Raw genomic sequence first — 23,163 nt, forward strand, 5'->3', positions numbered from 1 at the left:
GGGCTGGGCGGGCGGCCCGCCTGCGAGGGGACCCGTGTTTCGGGCCGGTGGGGGGTGGGCATCTGCTGCGGTGCGCGTCGCCTCCGTCCCCGCCGGTCATCCGTACGTCCAGGGGATCGCCCGCCCGGAGGGGCCCGATCCCGTCGTCCGGCTGCCCGATCCGCCCGTCCCCGGGGCGCGGCCCGAGCAGTGGTGGCCGCCGCCGATGCTCGAGCCCGCGTGGGTCCGCGCCCACGCCGCCGAGTTCGACGTGTTCCACCTCCACTTCGGCTTCGACGACCGCAGCCCCGCCGAGCTCCGCGCCCTGGTCGCCGCGCTCGCCGGGGTCGGGCGCCCACTCGTGCTGACCCTGCACGACCTGCGCAACCCGCACCACGTCGATCCGGCGCCGCACACCGCGGCCCTGGACGTCCTGGTCCCGGCCGCCGCCGAGCTGATCACCCTGACCTCCGGCGCCGCCGACGAGGTCTCGCGACGCTGGGGTCGGCGGCCCGTGGTGATCGCGCATCCCGCGGTGGTGCCGCCGTGGCGCGCCCGGGTCGCCCGGCCGGAGCGGGTGGGCTTCACCGTGGGGGTGCACGCCAAGAGCGTGCGGACCAACAGCGACCCGGTCGGGGTCGCGCGAGCCCTCGTCGAGGCGGTCCGCGGGCTGCCCGGAGCCCGGGTCCGCGTCGACGTGCACGACGACGGGCGCGGCCGGGCCGCGGCCGCCGCGCTGGGGCCCGAGGTGGACCTGCGGAGTCACCCGCCCTTCTCCGACGAGGAGCTCTGGGACTACCTGCAGGAGCTCGACCTGTCGGTGCTGCCCTACCGCTGGGGGACGCATTCGGGCTGGTTGGAGACCTGCCACGACCTTGGGACGGCGGTGCTGGCGCCTGCGGTCGGGCACTACGCCGACCAGGCCCCCTGCCTGACCCACCGGCTCGCCGCCGAGGGCCCCGACCCGGTCTCGCTGACCGCCGCGGTGCGGTGGGCGTACCGGGAGCGGCCCCGCTGGAGGGCCGACCCGGAGGACCGGGAGCGGCAGCGCTGGGCGATCGCCGCGGCGCACGAGGAGGTCTATGCCCGGGTGGCGGGGGACGCCGCGGCCGGCGCACACCGTGCCGTGCCCGCCGTCGCGCGGCGGGAGGCGGCCGGATGAGGGTGCACATCGAGGCTCCCGGCCCCGCCGGGCACGGGGTGCGGAGGCACTCGGAGCGGGTCGGGGAGTTGGTCGCGGAGGTGGCCGAGGCCGCCCGAGCGGGGGTCGACGTCGGGGCCGCGGGATGGCGTGGTGTCGCCGCCGGCGGCGTCGGGTCGCGGGCTGCCCCCGGAGGGGGGTCCGCGGTCGTGGATCTCACCCACGCCCAGTTCACCGACGCCCTGTGGGGGCCGGATGTGGCGAGTGCCGCGGAGGCGTTCGTCCGGCGGGCCGCGGAGCTGCCGCGGCCGCTGGTCGTGACCCTGCACGACGTCCCCGGCGCGGACCCGGACCCGGCGCGGGACGCCCGGCGGACGGCCGGGTACCGGCGGGTCGTCGAGGCCGCCGACCTGGTCGTCGTCTCGGCGCGACACGAGGCGGCCAAGGCCCGGGCGTTCGGCGCGGACCCGCTGGTCATCCCGCTGCCACCGCCCGCCGTCGGGGAGCCCGGCCCGCCGCCCGCGTGGGCGGGGGGACCGAGTGTGGTGGTGCTCGGGTTCGTCTATCCCGGCAAGGGGCACGCCGAGGCGATCGCCGCCGCGGCGGGACATCCCGCGCGACCGCGGGTGGTCGCCGCCGGGGCCGTCAGCCCGGGGCACGAGCCACTGTGGACGGAGCTGTGCGCCCGGGCCGCCGCCGCGGGCGTCGAGCTGGTGTCCACCGGCCCGCTCGGCGACGCCGACCTGGTCGCCGCCGCCCGCGCGGCGACGGTGCCGCTCGCCGCGAACCGCGGGGTCAGCGCGAGCGGGTCGCTGCTGTTCTGGCTCGCCTGCGGCCGGGTGCCGCTCGCGGCGCGGGGGGAGTACGCGGCGGAGGTCGCCACCGACCACCCGGGGCACATCCGGCTGTACGAGCCCACCGCTCTCGGCGCCGAGCTCGCCGCGGCCCTCGCCGACCCGTCGCGCACCCACGCGACACCCCCGACCTGGCCGGACGTCGGCGCCCTCCACCGTCGGGCCTACGCCCTGGCCATGGCGCCGCCCGGAGACGCCACGCCGCAGGCCCCGGATGCGGTGTGCGTCCCCCCGCGACCCGTCGCGAGCCGCCGGTGCTGACCGACCATCCGGTCCCGGGCAACCGCTGGGACCTCCTCGCGGGAGTGCCCGTACCGGAGCCCCGGGTCAGCGTGGTGGTCTGCCACTACGAGCAGCCCGCACAGCTCGCCCGGACCCTCGCCGCACTCGGCCGCCAGACCCTGCGCCCGAACGAGATCGTGGTCGCGGACGACGGCTCCCGCCACCCACCGGAACCGGGCCCGGGTGTGCGGGTCGTCACGCAGCCCGACCACGGGTTCCGCGCCGCCGCCGCGCGGAACCTCGGCGCCCGGCACACCACCGGCGAGGTGCTGGTGTTCCTCGACGCGGACACCGTCCCCGAGCCCGGGTTCCTCGCCGCGCTGACCCGCACCGTCGCGCGCTGTCCGGACGCCCTCGCCGTCGGGCGACGGCGGCACGCCGACCTCGGGGGCCTCCCGCTCGACGCCGACCCGGCCACCGCGCCCCGCCTGCCCGAACCGGCCTGGCTGACCGAGGGCTACCGCGCCTCCCGCGACCTCCTCGACGCCGACGGTCGCTCCTTCCGCTACGTGATCAGCGCGCTGACGGCCCTGCGCCGCAGCCTGTTCGACGAGCTCGGCGGCTTCGACGAGCGCTTCGTCGGCTACGGCGGCGAGGACTGGGACCTGGGCTACCGCGCCTGGAACGCCGGCGCCGTCCTGGTCCACGAACGCGACGCCGTCGGCTGGCACGACGGCCCGGACTGGGCGGGCCGCGCGGAGGACCGGGCTCGCAAGGACCAGGAGTCGATGCGGCTCGCCGCGCTGGTCCCGGAGCCGTCGACCCGCGGCGCGGCCCTCCCGGCCCTGGTCCCGGACGTCCTGGTCGACCTCCCCGCGGGCCTCGGCGTCGAAGCCACCGTCCGCCTCGTGCACTCCCTGCTCGCCCAGACCCACCGCGACCTGCGGGTCCGGCTCCCCGCCGACTCGAGCGGGACGGACGACCTCCGCGAGCTCTACGCCGGGACCGTCCGGTGCGAGCCGTGGGGTGCCGATCAGCTGCGTCGGGCCCGCGCCCGGCTGACCGTGTGCCTGCCACTCCCACCCGACGCCGTCGCCCGCCTGCTCCACCTCGCGACCACCCACGACCTCGGAGCCGTCGAGGCCGTGGCCCCGGACGGCGAGGTGATGGCCGTGCTCACCACGACGCGGGCCCTCGGCCGGGGCCGCAGACGTGGACTGGACGAGGACCCCGCGTTCGGCCGCGCCGCCCTCCGCCTCGACCCGCTCGCCCCGCGCGCGGACCTCGCGGGGTTCTTCGCCGCCGCGGCGGGCCGAGGGACACGCGAGGAGTGACCCGCACCCCGGGCCGGTTTGAGCGGGGTCCTCGCGGCTACCCGCTCCCATGACCGCCGACACGAGTGCCGAGAGCGTCGCGAAGATCGCGTCGCTGACCAGCGACATCACGATCGCCATGCTGACCACCGTCGACCCGGAGGGACACCTCACGGCCCGGCCGATGGCCCAGCAGGAGACCGAGTTCGACGGGGACCTGTGGTTCTTCGTGGAGAAGGACTCGCGGACCGCCCGCAACCTGGAGCGCGCCCCCGAGGCCGGGGTCTCGCTGAGCTCCGGGTCCACCTGGGTGTCGCTGTCCGGCACGGCGTCGCTGGTCGACGACCGGGCGAAGGCGCGGCAGCTGTGGAACTCGCGCGTCGAGGCCTGGATGCCGGGCGGGGTCGACGACCCCAACCTCGGCCTCATCCACTTCCACGCCGAGGCGGGCGAGTACTGGGACACCCCCGGCGGCACGGTCGCCTCGGTGTTCGGCTTCGCCAAGTCCAAGGTCACCGGCGAGCGCTACGACGGCGGCGAGAACGAGACCGTCGACCTGCGCGGCCCGAGTGGCGCGACCACCGGCTCGAATGTACGTTCGATCCATGACTGATCGAGCGACGCAGGACGAGGCCGGGACCGCCGCCGCCAAGGACCCCGACACCTGGACCACCGGGGACGAGCCCATCACCGGTGCTCAGCGTTCCTACCTGGAGACGCTGAGCACCGAGGCGGGTGAGGAGATCCCCGAGGACATCGCCGAGCTGACCAAGGCCGAGGCGTCCAAGCGGATCGACGAGCTGCAGGACGCCGCGGGCCGCGGCTGACGACCTACCCGCGCTCGACGTGGGCGCGGACGGCGGTGCCGTCCGCGCTGGTCCAGCCCTTGCTCGCGGCGTAGGCGATCATCTTCTCGAAGTCGGCGGGCCAGTCCGGGCCCACCCGGCCCTCGGCCAGCCTGCGGACCGTCTCCAGCGGGATCATCAGGTGCTCGCCGCCGGGGAGCACCTCGCCCAGCTCGTGCCGGGCCACGCTCGCGGCGAGGTCCTCCGGCGGGAGATCGGCGGGGACCACGGCGGAGAAGCCCTGCACGTCGGCGGGATCGACCAGCTCGACGTCGGCGGCGGTGATGCGGAAGTACATCGCGCGAGACTAGTTCAGCGCAGCGAGTCCGGGGTGGCCGCCCGGATACCGGACTGGGCCAGCTCCACGCCCCGGCGTGCCCCGGCCTCCGCTCCGCGTCGGACCCCCGCCGCCGCCTTGCGCAACGGCCGCGGCGCCGGCTCCGGCCAGGGTCCGACGGGCACGAGCACCCGCTCCTCGGGGGCGAACCCGGCCGGGTAGCCGGGTGTGCGCCAGGTGCCCGCCGGGGCGTCCGGCGGGAGCCAGAAGGGGTGCCAGGCGCCGATCGCCAGGTCGAGGTCCTCCAGCGAGGGCCGCAGCACGTCCGTGAGCGGCGTGCGCAGGTGCTCCGCCCACAGCTGCACCCGCAGGTCCCGGACCTGGTCCCCGGTCGTCACGAGCACGCTGGTCAGCTCGGTGTCGGTGCCGACCATGGAGCGGCTGTAGAAGTTCGCCGAGCCCATGGCGGCGAAGCGGTCGTCGACGAGCATGAGCTTGGTGTGCACCGTCAGGCCCTCGATGCGGTGCATCATCACGTTTCCGCGGTCGGCGGGATCGAGCAGGTCGATCACGCCGCGCTGGATGTTGCCGGTGACCCGGCGGCGGAACTTGTTGACCCCGCCGTCCGCCGGGTCCTTCCGTCCCGAGCAGACCAGGATCACCTTCACCCCGCGGGCCGCGGCGTCCCGGAGCAGGCCGTAGAGCTGGAACCGGCGGCGGCCGCCGGGGGTCTCGTAGAAGTACTGGTCCTCGAGGTAGATGTAGCGCTCGGCGCTGCGGATCGCGGTGCCCAGCGCGTGGAAGACCTCGTGGACGCCGTGGCGCGGCAGGGTGGTCCAGTGCCTGCGGTACAGGCCCAGGATCTGGTCGATCTTCCACGGCCGGAACGAGCGCAGGACCTGCACGGCGGTGCCGGGAGCCGGGTACGGCGGCGTCGGCGGGGCGGGGGCGAGGTCGCGGTCGAAGGGCTCCGGGTTCATCACCTCCCACGTGGCGGGCGGGAACCAGATGTGGCGCCGGGGCAGCGAGGCGGCCTCGATCCAGCGCCCGCGGAAGGTCTCCCACACCCGGGCCGCGGCGGGTCCGCGGAGCCGGGCCGCGCCGTCGTGCCAGCCCCAGCGCTCGTCGCCGAGGGAGAGCCGGTCGTGGGGTTCGGCGTCGAAGCGGTTCGACGCCAGGTCGAGCCCGCCGACGAACGCGGTCAGCTCCCCTCCGACGTGCGCCACGACCATCTTCTGGTGGTGGCAGCCGATGCCCGCGCCGGACCAGTCCAGGAGCACACAGCCGCGCAGGGCCGGGCGGGTGCGGAAGTCCCGCGCGGCGAAGGCGTTCGCCCGGAACGGCCCGATCTTCACGCCGGGTACCGAACCGCTGAACACCGCCGCACTGAGCAGGACCCGCACCGTCACCCCGGCGGCGGCCCTCTCGGCCAGCAGGTCGGCCAGCGGCCGGTACCCGGGCTCGCCGGGGGAGCGGCCCGCCAGGTCCATCTCGGCGTCCATCTGCAGCCCGGTCAGCAGCAGGTGGTCCCCGGGCCCGGCCCGCTCGACGAGGCGCAGGACCTGCGCGAAGTACTCCTCGCCGTCGATCACCGGGACCCACTCGCTGTTCTCGGCGAAGGTGGGGCTCCGCGGCGTCCCGGGTACCAGGTACCGCCGGGTCAGCTCGTCCAACTCGTCCACTCGGGGCAATCCCTGCTCTCGTACCTGCCTACGACCGTATCGAGCGAGATCGCCGGGCGCCTGCGTGACCCCCGGCCGCGGACGAGTGCAGACTGCGCGGGTGAACCACCCCTCGGCCGCGCGGTCGACGCAGGGCGCGTTGGTGCTCGGCGCGCTCGGCATCGTGTTCGGCGACATCGGCACGAGCCCGCTCTACGCCGCACAGACCGTCTTCGCGATCGACGACCACGCCGTCCAGCCCACCGTGGACGACGTCTACGGCGTCGTCTCGCTGATCTTCTGGTCGATCACCGTGGTGGTCACCGTGAAGTACGTGACGCTGGTGCTGCGCGCCGACAACGACGGCGAGGGCGGGATCATGGCGCTCGCCGCCCTCGTCCGGTCGGTGTCGGCGTCCGTCGCCAGGCGGGCCGCGGTCGCGCTGGCCCTCGGGGTGCTCGGGGCGTCGCTGTTCTACGGGGACTCGCTGATCACCCCGGCCATCTCGGTGCTCTCCGCCGTGGAGGGGCTGGAGGTCGTGGACCCCGGGCCGGCCGACCTGGTGCTGCCGATCGGCGTCGCGATCCTGGCGCTGCTGTTCGTTGTCCAGCGCTTCGGCACCGGGAGCGTCGGCAGGCTGTTCGGGCCGGTCATGGTCCTGTGGTTCCTGGTCCTGGCCGCGCTGGGGATCCCGCACATCGTGGGTCATCCCGGCGTGCTGCTCGGGCTCTCGCCCACCTACGTGGTGTCGTTCGTCGTCGACCACCCGTACACGGCGTTCCTGGCGATGGGCGCGGTCGTCCTGGTGATCACCGGGGCCGAGGCGCTGTACGCCGACATGGGCCACTTCGGGCGCAGGCCGATCCGGGTCGCCTGGTTCGCGCTGGTGTTCCCGGCGCTGATCCTGAACTACCTGGGCCAGGCGGCGCTGATCCTGGACGACCCGCGGACCGTCGACAACCCGTTCTACCTGCTCGCGCCCGGGTGGGCGCAGCTGCCGCTGGTGGTGCTCGCCACGCTGGCCACGGTGATCGCCTCGCAGGCGGTGATCTCGGGGGCGTTCTCGGTGTCGAAGCAGGCCGTCCGGCTCGGGTACCTGCCCCGGCTGACCGTGCGGCACACCTCGGAGCGGGAGAGCGGGCAGATCTACGTGCCTGCGGTGAACTGGCTGCTCTTCGCCGGGGTGGTGGTGCTGATCCTGGTGTTCCGGTCCTCCGACCGGCTCGCCACGGCCTACGGGCTCGCGGTCACCGGCACGCTGCTGCTCACCACGACGTTGCTGCTGGTCTACGCGGCCACCGCATGGCACTGGCCGCGGTGGCGGATCGTGCTGGTGGCGGTGGTGTTCGGCGGGCTGGAGCTGCTGTTCCTCGCCGCGAACCTGACCAAGATCGTGCACGGCGGATGGCTGCCGCTGCTGGTGGCGGCGATCGTCGTCACGCTGATGACGACCTGGCAGCGCGGCCGCCGGATCGTCACCGCGCGGCGGGCCGCGATCGAGGGCTCGCTCGCGGACCTCGTGGAGCGGCTGCGCGAGGAACGGCCGGAGCGCGTGCCCGGGACCGCGGTGTTCGCGCACCCGACGGGGGACACGGCGCCGCTCGCGCTGCGGGCGAACGTCGAGTTCAACCACGTCCTGCACGAGCGGGTGGTGATCGTGTCCGTGGAGTCGGAGGGCGTCCCCCACGTGCCGCCCGCCGAGCGGACGACGGTCGACCGGCTCGGCGACGGGCTCCTCCACGTCACCGCCCGGTTCGGCTTCCAGGACCCGCAGGACGTCCCGGAGGTGCTGCGGGAGGCGGAGGGCCTCGACGTCGATCCCGCCGAGGCGCTCTACTTCCTCTCCCGGATGGCGTTGGAGCGCGGGCCGCGCGGCGGGATGTGGACGTGGCGGAAGCGGCTGTTCATCGGCATGGCCCACAACGGGGCGAACCCGGCGGCCTACTTCCACCTGCCCGTCGACCGGACGGTGGTCATGGGCTCCCGGGTGGAGCTCTGACTACTGTGGCCGGGTGCCCCGGCTGACCCTGCTCCCGCGGGTCGCCTTCGACGACGTCGACGTCGCGGGGGAGCGGCCCGCCGCGCTGTTGGCGGCGCTCGCCGCCGATCCCGCCGCGGGCCGCTCCGCGGGCCGGTTGGTCGCGGAGCTCTGGCCGGACGCCCCGCCCGCCGACCCGGCGAAGGCGCTGCAGGTCGTCGTGTCGCGGGTGCGGAGCAGGCTCGGGGCGCAGGTCGTCGAGACGACCGCGACGGGGTACCGGCTGGCGCTCGCCCCGTCCGAGGTGGACGCGACCGCGCTCGCCGCGCACGCCAGGGAGGCGCGGTCCGCGCCCGACCCGGCGCAGGCGCTCGCCGCGGCGGACGCGGGCCTGGCGCTGTGGCCGGGTGCGCGGGCCGAGTCGGCGGGTGCGGACGAGCCGGAGCCCGCGGGAGGACCGCGCGCGCGGCGGACGGGTGTGGCGGACGGGCCGCTCGCGGTCCTGCGGGCGGACGCTCTCCGCATCCTCGCCGAGCTGCGGCGACACCGGGCCGTCGCGCTGTCGCGGCTCGGCCGGGCGGCGGTGGCGCTCCCGGCGCTGGAGGAGCTGCGCGGGGAGAAGGACGAGGAGCTGCTGCTGGAGCTGCTGCGCAGCGAGGCGGCGGTCCGCGGCCCGGCCGCGGCGCTGGCCCGCTACGACGCCTACCGCCGGGAGCTCGCCGAGGAGCTCGGCACCGACCCGGGGGCCGCGCTGCGCGCCCAGCAGGCCGTCCTGCTGGCGGAGTCCGCCCCGGTCCGCCGCCGGGGGCTGGTGTCGGAGCCGAACCCGTTGCGCGGGCGGGAGGCGGACGTCGAGCGGGTGCTGGCGCTGCTGCGCTCCTCCCGGGTGGTGACGGTGCTGGGACCGGGTGGGCTCGGCAAGACCCGGCTGGCGCACGCGGTCGCGGCGCGCGCCGACCAGCGGACGGTGCAGGTGGTCTCGCTGGCGGGGGTCCGGACCGGCGCGGACGTGGCCGCCGCCGTCGTCGAGGCGGTCGCCGCAGGCTCGATGAGCGGGGCCGCCCCCGACCCGGCGGGCGCGGTGGCCGAGGCGCTCGGCGCCGGGCTGCTGGTCCTGGACAACTGCGAGCACGTGCTCGACGCCGCCGCCGACCTGGTGCACGCGGTGATCGCGCGGACCCGCGAGCTGCGGGTGCTGGCCACCAGCCGGGCGCCGCTCGACCTGTCCGCGGAGGCGGTCTACCCGCTGCCGCAGCTCGACCCGGCGGTCACCGTCGCGCTGTTCTGTGAGCGCGCCCGGGCCGCGCGCCCGGACGTCTCGCTGCCCGAGGACGAGGTCGCGACGCTGTGCGCCCGGCTGGACGGGCTGCCGTTGGCCGTCGAGCTGGCGGCGGCCCGGGTCCGGACGCTGTCGGTGCCGGACATCCTCCGCCGCCTCGACGACCGGTTCGCGCTGCTCCGGGGCACCGGCCGGGACCGCCCGGCCCGGCACCGCACGCTGGAGGCGGTGGTCGAGTGGAGCTGGAACCTGCTCACCGACGAGGCACGGGCCACCCTGCGGCTGCTGGCCGGGCTGCCGGGCGGGTTCACCGCGGGCACCGCCGAGGACCTGCTCGGCGCCGACCCGCTCGACCTGCTGGAGGCCCTGGTCGACCAGTCCCTGCTCCGCCCGCCGGACGCCGGGGGCCGGTTCCGGATGCTGGAGACGGTCCGCGAGTTCGCCGCCGCCCGCCGGGTCCCGGCCGACCGCGTCGACGAGCGGGTGCTGGGCTGGGGCAGGCGCACGGGAACCGCGCTGCACGCCGCGCCCTTCGGGCCGGATCCGCGGCCTCCGCTCGACCGGATCCGGGCCGAGCAGGACAACCTGCTGCACGTGCTGCGGCTGGCCCGCGCGCACGAGGACCGGGCCACGCTCGCCGCGGTCACCGCGACCCTCGGTGCACTGTGGACGTTGGAGTCCGGGACCCGGCGGCTGCTCGCCGTCGGGGCGGAGACGCTGCCCGCGCTGTCCCGGTACCGGCCGACCGACGCGGCGGGGCTCGCGGCGCTGCGGCAGTCCGTGGCCCAGTACGCGTCCCTCGCGGTGCTGGTCAGCCCGGTCGCCGCGACCCGCCCGCTCGTGGTGCTGCGCTCGCTGCGGCCCGCGGACGGTGAGGCGGCGACCGGTGGGGCCGCCGCGATCGCGGCGCTGGCCGAGGTGCTGCTCGCCCTCCCTGACGTCGGCCGGATCGCCGAGCTGAGCCGAGACCCCCGCCCGCTGGTCGCGGCGCTGGCGCTCGGGGTCGTCGGGTACGTGCGGGAGTTCCGGGGTGACCTGGCGGGCGCCCACGCGGCCGCGGTGGAGATGGCGGCCCGGGCGCCCGGGCGGGCCCCGTGGCTGGCGCTGCTCGTGCGCGGCAGGCTCGCCGAGCTGAGCCTGCAGCGGGAGCGGCACGCCGAGGCGCTGGACCACCTGCGAGCGGCGGGGGCGGCGCTGGCCGAGCTCGGCGTCGTCGGGGATCCGGTGGGGGTGCGGCTGGGGCAGGTGGTCGCCCATCTCGGCCTCGGCGACGCCGCGGCCGCCGAGCGGGTCCTCGCGACCGTCCCGCCCGGGGACTCCCTCGACTCGGTCGCGTTCGCCCTCGCCGTGCGGGCCGAGCTGGCCCTGACCCGCGGCGACGTCGACACCGGCCTCGCCCGGTGGCGGGAGGCGAGCCGGATGCTCGACGTGGACGACGCGACCTCGGAGTGGCTGCGGCCCTTCGCCTGGACCCTGCGGGCCACCGCGGTGGTGGCGCACCTGCGCGCCGGGCGGCTCGCGGCGGTCGCCGACCTGGCCGACGCCCTGCCCGCCGGGCTGGATGCGCTGGTCGCCGCCGGGGCCCCGGACCCGCAGTGCGGGGCGCTGCTGCTCGCGATCGGGCTGGTGGAGCTGGAGCGGGGTCGCACGGTGCGCGGGGCCTGGCTGGTCGCCGTCGCGGAGCGGTTCCACTACCAGCGCGACTTCCAGCCGACGATGGCAGGCGCCGCGATCCGCGCCCGGGTCACCGACGCGGCCGGGCCCGCGTACGCCGAGGCGACGGCGGAGTACGCGGGCCTGGACCGGGACGACCTGCGCGCGGAGGCGCGGGCTCTCGCCGCCGCCTATCGCGACCTGGTGTAGAGCCGCCTCGACCGCAGGTAGCCGACAGCGATCACCAGCACACACCAGCCGAGGGCCGACGCGGCGTCGAGCCCGCCCGGGGTCGTGCCGGTCAGGAACGCCCGGAGGGTCTCCATGATCGGCGTGAACGGCTGGTACTCGGCGAACCACCGCAGCACGGTCGGCATCGACTCGGTCGGGACGAACCCGCTGCCGAGGAAGGGCAGCAGCATCAGGACCATCGGGGCGTTGCTGGCGGTCTCCACCGACTTGGCGCCGAGCCCCAGGGCCATGGACAGCCAGGTCACGGCCAGGACGACCAGCAGGAGCAGCCCGATCGCGCCGAGCCAGCCGAGCGGCCCGGCGTCGGGTCGGTAACCCAGCGCCAGCGCGACGCCGAGCACCACCAGCAGCGCGGCGCCGTTCTGGATCACGGCGCCGAACGCGTGCCCGGTCAGCACGGACGGCTGGTGGATCGCCATCGTCCGGAAACGGGCGATGATCCCCTCGGTCATGTCCATGGCCACCCCGATCGCGGTGCCCTGCCCGCTGGAGGCGACCGTGAGCAGCAGGAACCCGGGCACCACGTAGGCGAGGTAGTCGGCCCGCCCGCCGCCCGGGACCAGCCCGGCGCCCAGCGTCCCGCCGAGGACGTAGACGAACAGCAGCAGGAACACGACCGGGATGCCGACCAGCATGATCGTGAGAGACGGGTAGCGGATCAGCCTGCGGACGCCGCGGCCCAGCATGGTGCGCGTGTCGGCGAGGACCGCGGGTCCGGCGGATGCGGCGGCGGTGGGAGTCGTGGTGGTCATGCCGGGATCTCCTGTCCGGTCAGCGCGAGGAACACGTCGTCGAGGTCGGGGGTGTGCAGGGTCAGGTCGGCGATCGGGAGACCGGCGCGGTCGGCCCGGTCCAGCACGGCCCGCAGCGCGGTGACGTCGCCGCCGCCGGGCACGTCGAGGGTCAGGTTCTCGGGGTCGGCGTGCGGGGTCGGGAAGACCGTGGCCGCGCGGGCGAGCTCCTCCGCCGTGGCGAACCGCAGCCGGACGTGCCCGCCCGGCACCCGGCGCTTGAGCTCGTCCGCGGTGCCCTCGGCGACGATCCGGCCGCCGTCGAGCACGCCGATCCGGTCGGCCAGCTGATCGGCCTCCTCCAGGTACTGCGTGGTCAGCAGGATGGTGACGCCGCGGGCGACGAGCTCGCGGACGATCGCCCACAGCGCCCGGCGGCTGCGCGGGTCCAGGCCGGTCGTGGGCTCGTCGAGGAAGATCACCTGCGGGTCGCCGACCAGCGTCATCGCCAGGTCGAGACGGCGCCGCATGCCGCCGGAGTAGGTGCTCGCGGGCCGGTCGGCGGCGTCGGTGAGATCGAGCCGGGCCAGCAGCGCCGCGCACCGCGCGGCGCCCTCGGCCCGGTCCAGGTGGTGCAGCGCGGCCATCAGCCGCATGTTCTCGGTGCCGGTGAGCAGGCCGTCCACCGCCGACACCTGCCCGGTCACGCCGATGGCCGCGCGGACCTCCCCGGCCTCGCCGACGACGTCGTGGCCCAGTACCCGCACGGTGCCCGCGTCCGGGCGCAGCAGCGTGGCGAGGATCGAGACGATCGTCGTCTTGCCCGCCCCGTTCGGCCCGAGCAGGGCGTAGACGGTGCCGCGGGGCACCGCCAGGTCGATCCCGGCGAGCACCTCGTGCTCGCCGTAGCTGCGGCGCAGCCCGGTCACCGCGATCGCGGTCCCACGTCCCATCTCGATCCCTCCCGCGCGGCGCTCGCCGCGACGGGGAGAAGCGTCGGCCCGGCCGGTTTCACGGCGCCTTCACCGCGGTGCGGCCCGGTTTCACGGGGGTCCCGTGGGATGCTCCGGACCGGGCGCCGACGTCCGGGGACGTCGGCCCGGACCCCGCTCGCGTCGGATGCCGGGCGGTCCCGCCCGCGAGCGCCGCAGACCGAGGGGAGCCTGGACAGTGACCGCAGCACCCCGGATCGCCGAGACCGCGCTCGGGCCCGTCGAGTACGCCGTGGTCGGCACGGGAGGGCCACGCCACGGACCTCGCCGAGTTCGCGGCGATCGCCACCCTGGAGCTGGAGCGGGTCACCGCACCGACGCTCGTCGTGCAGGGGTCGGCGGACCGCGACGTACCGCCCGCCGAGAACACCTTCGCGGCCGCGACCGTCCCGGGCGCGGAGCTGCTCACCCTCGATGCGGGCACCCACCTGGCGCTCTACACCCACCGGGACGCCGCCGCGGCGCAGGCCCGGCTCAGGCGCGGCGCGCGCCGCCGCTGATCGCCCCGCTGCGTGTGGTCGAGGGGCAGCCCACCCACCCGGAAGCGGTCGGCCACCCGGTGGTGTCGTGCGCTGAGTCGCGGGCCGGAGCCGAGACGATCAGACCGACCCGCGCCGAGGCGGTGGCGGTGGGGCGTCGGTTGGGGTTGATGTAGTTCCGGGTAGCCCCCGACCATGACCACACTCGATGCGCGGGAACTGCTCGGCCAGGACGTCCTCGGGATCGGGGGCGAGGCCCTCGGGACCGTCGACTCGGTGCTGGCCGAGGACACCTCCGGCACCCCGGAGTGGGTGGTGCTCACCCGCGGCGGGGCCCGGACGGCCCCGTTGCCCCTGGTGGACGCGCGGCTCGACGGCGGGGCGCTGCACGTCCCGCACACCCTGGAGGCACTCCGCAGCGCCCCGCAGGGGCCGGGGGAGTCGTTGACCCCCGCGTCTCGCTCCGAGCTGTTGGAGCACTACGGGGTCGGGGGAGTGGCGGACCCGAAAGTGCACCCGCAGGGCCGCAACGGTCCCGTCGAGGAGGACCGGCCCAAGCGGGACGAGGTCGCGGCTGCGGCCGACGGGGGCGTCGCCACGGACGGGGGCGTGCCCGGTGTGCGTGCCGAACGGTGAGACAACGCTGAGAACGGGGTACCCGGTGCCATGACCATGATCGGAGCCACCGGATGACCAGCCGCCCGGACGACCCGCACGACCTCGAGGGCACCGTCGACCGCCTGGAGGAGAAGGTCCTCGGCCACACGGTCGACCAGACCCGCGACGAGGACGACGGTCTCGAGGCCTCCGACGCCCAGACCGTCGAGCCCGGGGACGGCGGCGACCCCGACACCGGTGCCGGCGCCGAGCCCGCATGAGCCACGCGCACCGAGAGGAGAACCGATGACCGAGGTGACCGCGAAGTCCGGTCTGCTGTCGAAGACGACGCTTCACGCCGAGGACACCGGCGGCCCCGGTCGTCCGGTCGTGCTGATCCACGGCTGGCCGCTGTCCGGCGAGTCCTGAGTCGACCAGGTCGCGGACCTGCAGGCCGCAGGCCTGCGGGTGATCCGCTACGACCGCCGCGGCTTCGGCCGCAGCGACGCCCCCGGGAAGGGCTTCGACTACGACACCCTGTCGGACGACCTGGCGGCCGTGATCGACGAGCTGGACCTGCACGACGTGTCGCTCGTCGGCTTCTCGATGGGCGGCGGCGAGGTCGCGCGCTACGTCTCCCGGCACGGCCAGGACCGGCTGCACAGCGTGGTGTTCGCGGCCGCGGTGCCGCCGTACATGGCGCAGCAGGACGACAACCCGGACGGCCCGCTCACCCCGGAGCTGGCCGAGCAGTTCGCAGTCCGAGCTGGTGCTGGTCCCCGGCGGACCGCACGGGCTCAACGTGAGCCACGCGGCGGAGTTCAACCGGGCGCTGGTGCAGTTCCTGGCGAAGTGAGGTCGCGGCCCTCCCGCACCGGCGGGAGGGCCGCTGCGCTCAGTGTCGGAGCCCGGCCTGCTTGAGCAGCGGCATGACGTTGTCGCCGAAGTACCTGAGCTCCTCGTTGTAGTCGATGAGGCCGAAGATCATGCCCTCCATGCCGGCCTCGTTGAGCTTGCCGAGTTCCTCGGTGACCTGCTCGGGGGTTCCGACGATGGGGTAGCCGCCCCACCCGGCGATGAACCGTTCCTGCATCGCCTTGACGGCGTGGTCGAACGACTGCGACGCGCCGGATCCGGCGATCTTGATGACGTTGCCCGCGGCGCCCCAGTCGCCCTCCTCGACGACCTGCTGGAAGGCCCGCTTGGCCTCGTCCTCGGTGTCGCGGCAGACCACGAGTCCGTAGGTCATGGCGTGGATGGTGCGCTGGTACTCCTCGCGCGCCTTGGCCTTGAGCGCGGTGGTGTAGGCCTTGATGTTGTCGAGGGTGTCGAGCGAGGCGAAGTTGAAGTCGACGTTGCGGGCGGAGAACTCGATGCCCGACGGGCTGTTGCCCGCGTTGATCAGTGCGGGCCGCGGTCCCTGGTGGGGCTTGGGGTAGGCCTCGAGCAGCTCGGCGTCGAAGTACTTCGAGTGGATGGCGAAGGTGCCCTGCTCGGTCCAGAGCCGGTTGACGAAGTCGAGCCATTCCTGGCCGTAGGCGTAGCGCTCGTCGTGTTCGCGTTGCTCGGAGCCGAACATCTCCATCTCCGGGGGCACCCAGCCCATGACCATGTTCAGGGCGAACCGGCCGCCGGAGATGCGGTCGACGGTGGTCGCCTGCTTGGCCGCGACGATCGGGTGCATGGTCGGCAGGTGGCTGGTCGCGGCGACCGCGATCCGCTCGGTCGCCTCGGCGATCCCGGCGGCCCAGGTGTAGGTCTCGAAGCAGTTGCCGTTGAAGTTCGTGGACCCGCCGAAGCCCTTCCAGCGGGCGACGGGGACCAGGACGTCGAACCCGAGGCGGTCGGCGCGCTGGGCGATCTCCTTGGTGTGCTCCCAGGTGATCTCGAAGCTCGACGGGGCGTGGCTCATGATCAGCCCGTAGCTGGTGTTGGTGCCGAACAGGCCCAGCTTCATCTTCTGGTCGCCGAACAGCGGGTTGGTCGTGGTGCGGTCCGCGGCGGGTGTGGTCTCGGCGGCGGGGCGGGGGTCGGTGGGGGCGAGGCCGAGCCGCTCGTTGGCGGTGACGGTCATGATCGACTCCTGTGTCGAGGGCGCACGACAGTGCCGTTCGTGCGGTAGGTCCGCACAAAGGTGCCGTTCGTGCGCAGGGAAGAGGCGGGCTGAGGGGTCTAGCCGAGCTGGAAGGGGTCGCGGGTGCCACCGGTGAGTTCCACGAACACGGACTTGTTCTCGGTGTACTCGTTGACCGCGTCGACGCCGTTCTCCCGGCCGATCCCGGACGCGCCGAAGCCGCCGAAGGGCATGTTCGGGGCGATCACGCGATAGGCGTTGATCCAGATCGTGCCCGCGCGCAGCTTGTCGGCGACCCGGTGGGCGCGGTGCACGTCCTTCGTCCACACCGCCCCGGCCAGGCCGTAGGGGGTGTCGTTGGCCAGTTTGAGGGCCTCGTCCTCGTCGGTGAAGGTGTAAGCGGCCAGGACCGGGCCGAACACCTCCTCGCGGACGATGGTGTTCTCCGGGGTCACGTTCGTGACGACCGTCGGCTTGACGAACAACCCGCCCCGCTCGGCGTCCGGCTCCCCACCGCAGGCGAACGTCGCACCCTCCGCGGCCGCGCCGTGGAGGTAGCCGAGCACCTTCTCGTACTGCGGCTGGTTCGCCACCGGCCCCATCTCGGTGTCGGCCTCGGTGGGGTCGCCGAGCACGATGGAGTTCGCCCGCGCCACGACCTTCTCGATCAGGGCGTCGTGGACGTCGGCGTGCACGATCAGCCGCGACCCGGCCATGCAGGTCTGCCCGGTGGCGGCGAAGACCCCGGCGACCAGGCCGTTCGCGGCGGCGTCGAGGTCGGCGTCGGGGAAGACGATCTGGGGGGACTTGCCGCCCAGCTCCAGGGTGACCCGGTTGTAGTTGGCCACCGCGGCCTGGGCGACCTTCGCCCCCGTCGCGGACGAGCCGGTGAAGGCGACCTTGTCCACCCCCGGGTGTGAGGCCAGGGCTTCGCCGGTGGAGCGGTCCCAGCCGGTGACGACGTTGAGCACCCCGGCCGGCAGCCCGGCCTCGTGCAGGATCTCGGCGAAGGCCACCGTGGAGGCGGGGGCGTGCTCGCTCGGCTTGACCACCATCGTGCAGCCCGCCGCCAACGCCGGGGCGAGCTTGAACGTCAGCAGCAGCAGCGGCGAGTTCCAGGGCGTGATCGCCGCGACGACCCCGACCGGCTCCCGGGTGGTGTAGCCGAAGTAGTTCGGGTTCACCGGCGGGACGGTGCGGCCCTCGATCTTGTCGGCCAGCCCGGAGAAGTAGTAGTACCACTGGGGCAGGGCGTTGAGCTGGCCGCGCATCTCGCGCAGCAGCTTGCCGGAGTCGTTGACCTCGAGACGGGCCAGTCGTTCGGCGTTGGCGGCGATGGCGTCCCCGCACTTGCGCAGGATCGCGGCGCGCGCGAAGCCGGTCATCCGGCCCCACTCGCCCTCGAAGGCGGCGCGTGCCGACGCGACGGCCTCGTCGACGTCCTCGGGCCCACCGTCGGCCAGCCGCGCCCAGGGCTGTCCGGTGTAGGGGTTCAGGGAATCGAACGTCCGCCCGGACCGGGCGTCCACGGACTTGCCGCCGATGAAGAGCCGCAGCTCCTCCACCGCCGACGGACTGGGTGTCGTCATCGACCTCTCCTGTCGTGGATTCGGATCGCGGACGACGCTAGGCCGGTCGGCGACACCGTGGCTATCCCCGGACCGCAAGACCGACAGCCGTTGCGTGCGCCACGGCGCGTTGCACTCAGCGGATGGCGGGTGGCGCTCCACGGATGGTCCCGGCGGCGGACGGGAGGTTACTGTCGGCTCGGACGACACGAGGAGGTGCCGAGACGGTGACGGACGCCCCGCCGGTCCGCCTCGCGCGGTACCCGGTGCTCGATACCCGCAGCCTCGAGGAGGCGCGGGATGCGGTCACCCGCGTCTATCTCGACCACGAGCTCACGGCCCCCCAGGACCGGATGGCGATGACGCTCAACGCCACCTCGGACCGGATGTTCACGGTCGGGTACCTGACCTACCAGTCCGAGGCGCGGCTCGTCATGCCGCCGACCGAGGACAACTACCACGTCAACCTGACCCTGCGCGGGCGGACGGACGGCTCCCGGACCGACGGCGAGCGCCGGTCCACGCACGCCCGCGTGAGCGGGCTGGTGCTGCGGCCGGACCAGGAGAACACCGTCCGCTGGTCCGCGGACGCCGAGCAGCTCATCCTCAAGATCCCGCGCCGGAGCCTGGAGGACCACCTGTCCGACCAGCTGAACCGGCCCGTGCACGAGGTCCTCGACTTCGACTTCGGTCTGGACCTGACGACGGCGACGGGCTCGACGCTGCTGGCCTCGGTCGAGTTCTTCGCCCGCGAGCTGGACCGCCCCGGCGGCCTGGCGGACATGCCGGTGGCCCGCGAGCAGCTCGAGTCGTTCGTGATGACGCAGCTCCTGCACGCGGGCAGGCACCGGTTCCTCGACGAGCTGACCGCACCGGTCGAGCCGGTGCGCCGTGGCCGGTTGGCGCCGGTGATCGACTACCTGGAGCAGCACGCGGACGAGCCGCTCTCCCCGCCGGAGCTGGCGCGGGTGGGCTGCATGAGCGTGCGCACACTGCACGCGACCTTCCAGCAGGAGCTCGGCGAGTCCCCGATGGCGTACCTGCGGCGGATCCGGCTGGACCGCGTGCGGGCCGAGCTGCTGCGCAGCGACGCGGCCACCGGCCGGGTCACCGACGTCGCGTCCCGCTGGGGGTTCCTGCACCAGAGCCGGTTCGCCCAACAGTACCGGGAGCGGTTCGGCGAGCTGCCCAGCGAGACCCTCCGGGCATGACGGCGCCCCCGCCTGCCGGCGGGGGCGGGTCCGGGATCCGGGTCAGGCCTGGGCGGCCGCGCGGGTCTCGGTGCCTGCGTCCGCGGTGCGCAGGGTGCCGTCCGCGGTCTCCAGGTGGGCGCGCACGAACCACTGGTACTGCTCGAGCTCGGCGGCCTGGGCGATGAGCATGTCCTGCGTGACCGGGTCGGTCTCCTCGGTCTGCTCGATGCCCTTGCGGTGGTCGCCGATCACGCCGGCGTAGACCAGGTCGAGCGCGCCGAGGTGCTTGATGGCGTCCTCGCGGCCGACCGAGTAGTCGTCCCAGGTGCGGGCGGCCACGAGCGAGCCCGGGGTGCCGTTCGGCGAGCCGCCGAGGGTCGCGATCCGCTCCGCCGTGGTGTCGACCATGGCGCGCACGCCCTCGACCTGCGGGTCCAGCATGGTGTGGACCGCGATGAAGTTCGGCCCGACCACGTTCCAGTGGATGTGCTTGAGCGTCAGCGCCAGGTCGTTCAGGGCGTGCAGCCGACCCTGCAGCAGCGCCACGACATCCGTCGCGTCGTCGATGGACATGCCGGGCACGGTGTATCGGATCGTCATCTCGTCCTCACTGTCGTCGTCTGAAGTCTCCGGATGATGCGGTCGGAGAACCGCTGACAGGGGCCGGATACCCACCCGGTTCGCGCTCAATCCGATCTGCCGGATCCGTGTGATCGTCCCGACGACGGGTACCCCCTGTCGTCCGCCCGGGCCCAGACCAGCGCCCGTGCGACCCCTGAGGAGTCCCCCGGAGGCCCGCGCGTGTCGTTGTCGTCCACCCCGTTCCACCCCGATCCCCTGCTGCCGCCCGCGGAGCTCGACCTGCCCGCCGCGGGCTCGGGACGAACCGCGGACCGCTGGACCCGGCTCGCCTCGTGGGGGCGCGCGGACCTGCCGCGGGCCCGGCTCGCCGAGGGCCACGTCGATGCGCTGGGCATCCTGCGCGAGGCGGGGGCCTCGCCGATCCCCGGCGCGGTCTACGGCGTCTGGGCGGCTCGGTCCGGAGGCACCGGCGCGGTGCTCGACGGCGGGCGGCTGACCGGGCGCGTCCGGTTCTGCTCGGGATCGCAGCTCCTCGACCGGGCGCTGGTGGTCGCCGCCTCGCCGGAGGGCAGCCGGATCGTCGACGTCGACGTGACCGGCCCCGGGGTCACGCCCCGGCCGGGCGCGTGGCGGGCGGCCGCGATGCGGGCCAGTGACACCGAGGACGTCGAGTTCGACGTGGCGGTGTCCGAGGTCATCGGCGATCCGGACTTCTACACGGCCCGGCCCGGGTTCTGGTGGGGCGGCGGAGGGGTTGCGGCGGTGTGGCTGGGCGGGGCGCAGGGGATCGTCGACGCCCTACACGCCGAGCTGCGCACGCCCGATGCCCACCAGCTCGCGCACCTCGGCGCCCTACACGCCTCGCTGGCCGCCGCCGACGCCCTGCTGGAGCGCACCGCCGCCCTGATCGACGCCGATCCGACGGAGGCACACCGGACCGCGGTGTGGACACTGCGGGCCGCCGTGGAGCGGACGTGCCGGGAGACGCTGGACCTGGTCCCGCGGACCGCCGGGGTGGCCGTGCTGTCGGCCGGCCTGGCGGACCGGCTCGCCGACCTGGGGATGTACGTGCGCCAGCACCACGGCGAGCGCGACCTCGCCGCCCTCGGGGACGCGGTGCGGGCGGATCGGGACGCCCGATGACGGAGCCGATGACCGAGCCGATGACGGAGCCGATGACCGAGCCGACGACCGCCCCCGGAGCCCCCGCACCGGTCACCGATCCCGTGCCGGTCACGCCGCCCGGCCGCTGGGCGGCGGAGCTGGATCGCCGTGCCCCGGCCGCGATGGAGGTGCCCGCCGGCCGGGTCGTGGTCGTCGCCGCCCATCCGGACGACGAGACCCTCGGCGCAGCGGGATACCTGCGGGCCGTGCACGCCGCCGGGGGCTCGGTGTCGTTGGTCGTGGCCACGGACGGGGAGGCGGCCTTCCCGGCGTCGGGGCCCGACGCGCAGGCCGCGTTGGCGACGGCGCGACGCGCCGAGCTGGACGCCGCGCTGACGGCGCTCGGCCTGCCCGCCGCCTCCGTGACCTGGCTCGGGCTCCCGGACTCCGGGCTCGCCGAGCACGAGGACGCGCTGGTCGAAGCCCTGCGGGAGCCACTGCGGGAGGCCGATCTCGTCCTGGCGCCGTGGGTCGAGGACCCCCATCCCGACCACGCGGCGGCGGGCCGGGCGGCGGACCGCGCCGCGCCGGTGCGCACCCACCGCTTCGGCTACCCGATCTGGATGTGGCCCTGGCTCTCCCCGGACGACCCGGTCGTCCCCTGGTCGACCGCCACCGGCTTCGCGCTCGACGACGCGGCCCGGCAGGCGAAGGCCGACGCGATCGCCCGGTTCACGACCCAACTGGCCCCCGCCCCCGACGGCGGGCCGCCGATCCTGCCGCCCGAGGTCCTGGAGCACTTCGCAGGCGACCTCGAGCTGTTCTTCCGGGTGCCGTCGGAGCGCAGCGCGCCCGCGGACCGGTTCGCCGAGCTCTACGCCGCCGACCCGGACCCCTGGCAGACCCGCGACAGCTGGTACGAGCAGCGCAAACGCGCGGTCGTCGCGGCGTGCCTGCCGCGCGCCCACTACCGGCACATCGCGGAGCCCGGCTGCGGGACGGGTCAGCTGACGAAGGTCCTGGCGGCTCGAGCGGACCGCCTCAGCGCGTCGGACTACACGGAGGCGGCGGTCGAGGCGACCCGCGCCGCGCTTCATGACGCTCGGGGTCCCCGAGCGTCGGCTGCTGGTGACGCTCGGGGTCCCCAAGCGCCACTGTGCGACGCTCGGGGACCCCGAGCGCCGGCCGATGGTGACGCTCGGGGTCCCCAAGCGCCACTGAGCGACGCTCGGGGTCCCCGAGCGCCGGCTGCTGGTGACGCTCGTGGTCCCCGAGCGTCGGGGGTCGCCGTGGTGCGAGCCGCACTGCCGGAGGCCGCGTCGTTGCCCCACGGCGTGGATCTCGTGATGCTCAGCGAGGTCCTCTACTACCTCGCGCCCGAGGCGATCGACGCCGTCACCGAGCGGGTCGTGGAGGTCCTCGAACCGGACGGGGACCTCGTGCTGGTGCATTGGCGGGGCTGGCCCGCCGAGGCCCCGCAGGATGCGGAGGCCACGCACGCCCGCGTGCTCGCCGATCCCCGCTTCCGCACACTGGTCGAGCACCGCGACGAGGAGTTCCTGCTCCACGTCCTGCGCCTGCGGTGAGCGCGGTGATCGAGGCGGTCGGGGTCCTGGTCCCGGCCCGGGACGAGGCGGCCGGGATCGCCCGCTGCCTGCGCGCGGTGCGGGTCGCGCTCGCGGAGGCGGGCCTGCCGTCGAGGGTCTGCGTCGTGGCCGACCGGTGCCGGGACGAGACGGCGGAGATCGCGGCCGGGTACGCGGACGTCGTCGTGAACGAGACCCCGCTGGCCATGGGCGAGCTGCGCAACCTGGGGGTGGCCCGGCTGCCCGCACGGGGGTGGGTGCTCAGCACGGACGCCGACACCGTCGTCCCGCCGAACTGGGTGGTGGACCACCTGCGGCACGCCCGGGCCGGGGCGGACGCCGTCGCCGGGATGGCCGATCTGGACGACCCGACCGCGCTGGGTGCCGAGACCCTCGGCCGCTACAGCAGGCTGCTCGCCGTCGGGACGCACGCGTACGCGGCGAACCTCGGTGTGCGGGCCGACATGCTGCACCGGGTCGGGGGGTTCCCCGCCGTCGCGTCGGCGGAGGAGCACGCCCTGCTGGCCCGGCTCCGGGCCGCGGGCGGGCGCGTGGTGCACGCGACGGATGTCCGTGTGCGCACCAGCGCCCGGACCCGCGGCCGGGCTCAGGGGGGTCTGGCCGATCTGTTGCGGGGGCTCGGCGCCTAGTACCAGACCTTGCGACCACCGACCGCGCGGCCGGTGCGGCCCAGGACCAGCAGCACGAGGCCGATGACCAGCAGGATGCCGCCGATGTAGTAGAGCAGGGACAGGCCGGTCAGGAAGCCGACCACGAGCAGGATGAGTCCGAGGATGATCACG

At 74.9% G+C, this 23,163-nt stretch carries 23 protein-coding genes and 1 pseudogene; 16 read left to right on the forward strand and 8 right to left on the reverse strand.

What is annotated here, in order from left to right:
* The first annotated feature begins 70 nt into the window (after positions 1 to 70).
* Genes ABD993_RS33370 through ABD993_RS33390 form a run of 5 tightly spaced genes read left to right on the forward strand, consistent with a single transcriptional unit; the run spans position 71 to position 4,336 of the window.
* Positions 71 to 1,141, forward strand: a complete 1,071-nt coding sequence (locus tag ABD993_RS33370) for a glycosyltransferase family protein (protein WP_345427129.1) — start codon at positions 71 to 73, stop codon at positions 1,139 to 1,141.
* Positions 1,138 to 2,235: a glycosyltransferase family protein gene (locus tag ABD993_RS33375; RefSeq protein WP_345427131.1), complete on the forward strand. Its 1,098-nt coding sequence runs from the start codon at positions 1,138 to 1,140 to the stop codon at positions 2,233 to 2,235. Before ABD993_RS33370 ends, ABD993_RS33375 begins: the two co-directional genes overlap by 4 nt.
* Positions 2,196 to 3,530 carry a glycosyltransferase gene (locus ABD993_RS33380; RefSeq protein ID WP_345427133.1) on the forward strand — a complete coding sequence of 445 codons (1,335 nt, stop codon included), beginning with the start codon at positions 2,196 to 2,198 and terminating at the stop codon, positions 3,528 to 3,530. The genes ABD993_RS33375 and ABD993_RS33380 overlap by 40 nt, the downstream gene beginning before the upstream one ends.
* 49 nt (positions 3,531 to 3,579) lie before the next feature.
* A complete protein-coding gene (locus tag ABD993_RS33385; protein ID WP_345427135.1) occupies positions 3,580 to 4,122 on the forward strand; it encodes a pyridoxamine 5'-phosphate oxidase family protein in 543 nt (180 codons plus the stop codon).
* Complete coding sequence (locus ABD993_RS33390) at positions 4,115 to 4,336, forward strand: DUF3072 domain-containing protein (RefSeq protein ID WP_345427137.1); 222 nt, start codon at positions 4,115 to 4,117, stop codon at positions 4,334 to 4,336. The genes ABD993_RS33385 and ABD993_RS33390 overlap by 8 nt, the downstream gene beginning before the upstream one ends.
* A 4-nt stretch (positions 4,337 to 4,340) precedes the next feature.
* On the opposite strand, the gene ABD993_RS33395 is transcribed toward ABD993_RS33390, so the two are convergent.
* The gene (locus tag ABD993_RS33395) at positions 4,341 to 4,652 is read right to left on the reverse strand and encodes a hypothetical protein (protein ID WP_345427139.1); all 312 of its coding nucleotides are present in this window, start codon (positions 4,650 to 4,652) and stop codon (positions 4,341 to 4,343) included.
* Positions 4,653 to 4,666: 14 nt separating this feature from the next.
* Entirely contained in the window at positions 4,667 to 6,313 is a 1,647-nt protein-coding gene (locus ABD993_RS33400; RefSeq protein WP_345427141.1) for a phospholipase D-like domain-containing protein, read from the reverse strand.
* A gap of 100 nt (positions 6,314 to 6,413) precedes the next feature.
* On the opposite strand from ABD993_RS33400, the gene ABD993_RS33405 reads away from it, so the two are divergent.
* Both ABD993_RS33405 and ABD993_RS33410 read left to right on the forward strand, forming a co-directional pair.
* Entirely contained in the window at positions 6,414 to 8,291 is a 1,878-nt protein-coding gene (locus ABD993_RS33405; protein ID WP_345427142.1) for a potassium transporter Kup, read from the forward strand.
* Positions 8,292 to 8,304: 13 nt separating this feature from the next.
* A complete protein-coding gene (locus ABD993_RS33410; protein WP_345427144.1) occupies positions 8,305 to 11,412 on the forward strand; it encodes an ATP-binding protein in 3,108 nt (1,035 codons plus the stop codon).
* Here the strand turns inward: ABD993_RS33410 and ABD993_RS33415 are convergent.
* Together ABD993_RS33415 and ABD993_RS33420 are read right to left on the reverse strand one after the other, a co-directional pair.
* A complete protein-coding gene (locus ABD993_RS33415; protein WP_345427146.1) occupies positions 11,394 to 12,206 on the reverse strand; it encodes an ABC transporter permease in 813 nt (270 codons plus the stop codon). The genes ABD993_RS33410 and ABD993_RS33415 overlap by 19 nt on opposite strands.
* Complete coding sequence (locus tag ABD993_RS33420; protein WP_345427152.1) at positions 12,203 to 13,138, reverse strand: ATP-binding cassette domain-containing protein; 936 nt, start codon at positions 13,136 to 13,138, stop codon at positions 12,203 to 12,205. The genes ABD993_RS33415 and ABD993_RS33420 overlap by 4 nt, the downstream gene beginning before the upstream one ends.
* Before the next feature lie 365 nt (positions 13,139 to 13,503).
* On the opposite strand from ABD993_RS33420, the gene ABD993_RS33425 reads away from it, so the two are divergent.
* The 5 genes and pseudogenes from ABD993_RS33425 to ABD993_RS33445 all read left to right on the forward strand — a co-directional run.
* Positions 13,504 to 13,677 (forward strand): hypothetical protein, encoded by a 174-nt coding sequence (locus tag ABD993_RS33425; protein ID WP_345427154.1) that lies wholly within the window; start codon positions 13,504 to 13,506, stop codon positions 13,675 to 13,677.
* A 174-nt stretch (positions 13,678 to 13,851) separates the two neighbouring features.
* Complete coding sequence (locus ABD993_RS33430) at positions 13,852 to 14,292, forward strand: PRC-barrel domain-containing protein (RefSeq protein ID WP_345427156.1); 441 nt, start codon at positions 13,852 to 13,854, stop codon at positions 14,290 to 14,292.
* 53 nt (positions 14,293 to 14,345) lie between these two features.
* On the forward strand, positions 14,346 to 14,534 hold the full coding sequence (locus tag ABD993_RS33435) for a hypothetical protein (RefSeq protein ID WP_345427157.1): 189 nt from the start codon (positions 14,346 to 14,348) through the stop codon (positions 14,532 to 14,534).
* Positions 14,535 to 14,559: 25 nt separating this feature from the next.
* A complete protein-coding gene (locus ABD993_RS33440) occupies positions 14,560 to 14,682 on the forward strand; it encodes an alpha/beta fold hydrolase (protein WP_345427159.1) in 123 nt (40 codons plus the stop codon).
* Between the two features lie 15 nt (positions 14,683 to 14,697).
* Positions 14,698 to 15,174: pseudogene (locus ABD993_RS33445) on the forward strand (alpha/beta fold hydrolase); the annotation flags it as partial.
* On the opposite strand, the gene ABD993_RS33450 reads toward ABD993_RS33445, so the two are convergent.
* The gene (locus ABD993_RS33450; RefSeq protein ID WP_345427163.1) at positions 15,149 to 16,327 is read right to left on the reverse strand and encodes an LLM class flavin-dependent oxidoreductase; all 1,179 of its coding nucleotides are present in this window, start codon (positions 16,325 to 16,327) and stop codon (positions 15,149 to 15,151) included. The pseudogene ABD993_RS33445 and the gene ABD993_RS33450 overlap by 26 nt on opposite strands.
* A gap of 98 nt (positions 16,328 to 16,425) precedes the next feature.
* Entirely contained in the window at positions 16,426 to 17,916 is a 1,491-nt protein-coding gene (locus ABD993_RS33455; protein ID WP_345427165.1) for an aldehyde dehydrogenase, read from the reverse strand.
* A 206-nt stretch (positions 17,917 to 18,122) separates the two neighbouring features.
* On the opposite strand from ABD993_RS33455, the gene ABD993_RS33460 reads away from it, so the two are divergent.
* The gene (locus ABD993_RS33460) at positions 18,123 to 19,106 is read left to right on the forward strand and encodes an AraC family transcriptional regulator (protein ID WP_345427167.1); all 984 of its coding nucleotides are present in this window, start codon (positions 18,123 to 18,125) and stop codon (positions 19,104 to 19,106) included.
* A 42-nt stretch (positions 19,107 to 19,148) separates the two neighbouring features.
* On the opposite strand, the gene ABD993_RS33465 is transcribed toward ABD993_RS33460, so the two are convergent.
* Positions 19,149 to 19,688: a Dps family protein gene (locus tag ABD993_RS33465; protein ID WP_345427169.1), complete on the reverse strand. Its 540-nt coding sequence runs from the start codon at positions 19,686 to 19,688 to the stop codon at positions 19,149 to 19,151.
* 201 nt (positions 19,689 to 19,889) lie between these two features.
* Here ABD993_RS33465 and ABD993_RS33470 point away from each other — a divergent pair, with 201 nt between their 5' ends.
* Genes ABD993_RS33470 through ABD993_RS33480 form a run of 3 tightly spaced genes read left to right on the forward strand, consistent with a single transcriptional unit; the run spans position 19,890 to position 23,010 of the window.
* Complete coding sequence (locus ABD993_RS33470; protein WP_345427171.1) at positions 19,890 to 20,813, forward strand: acyl-CoA dehydrogenase; 924 nt, start codon at positions 19,890 to 19,892, stop codon at positions 20,811 to 20,813.
* On the forward strand, positions 20,810 to 22,360 hold the full coding sequence (locus tag ABD993_RS33475) for a PIG-L family deacetylase (protein WP_345427172.1): 1,551 nt from the start codon (positions 20,810 to 20,812) through the stop codon (positions 22,358 to 22,360). Before ABD993_RS33470 ends, ABD993_RS33475 begins: the two co-directional genes overlap by 4 nt.
* A complete protein-coding gene (locus ABD993_RS33480) occupies positions 22,357 to 23,010 on the forward strand; it encodes a glycosyltransferase family 2 protein (protein ID WP_345427174.1) in 654 nt (217 codons plus the stop codon). Before ABD993_RS33475 ends, ABD993_RS33480 begins: the two co-directional genes overlap by 4 nt.
* Here ABD993_RS33480 and ABD993_RS33485 read toward each other — a convergent pair.
* On the reverse strand, positions 23,007 to 23,162 hold the full coding sequence (locus ABD993_RS33485; protein WP_345427176.1) for a hypothetical protein: 156 nt from the start codon (positions 23,160 to 23,162) through the stop codon (positions 23,007 to 23,009). The two genes, ABD993_RS33480 and ABD993_RS33485, sit on opposite strands and share 4 nt — an antisense overlap.
* Position 23,163 lies beyond the last annotated feature (1 nt).

It is taken from the genome of Pseudonocardia xishanensis, assembly GCF_039541715.1.
Classification (GTDB): Bacteria; Actinomycetota; Actinomycetes; order Mycobacteriales; family Pseudonocardiaceae; genus Pseudonocardia; species Pseudonocardia xishanensis.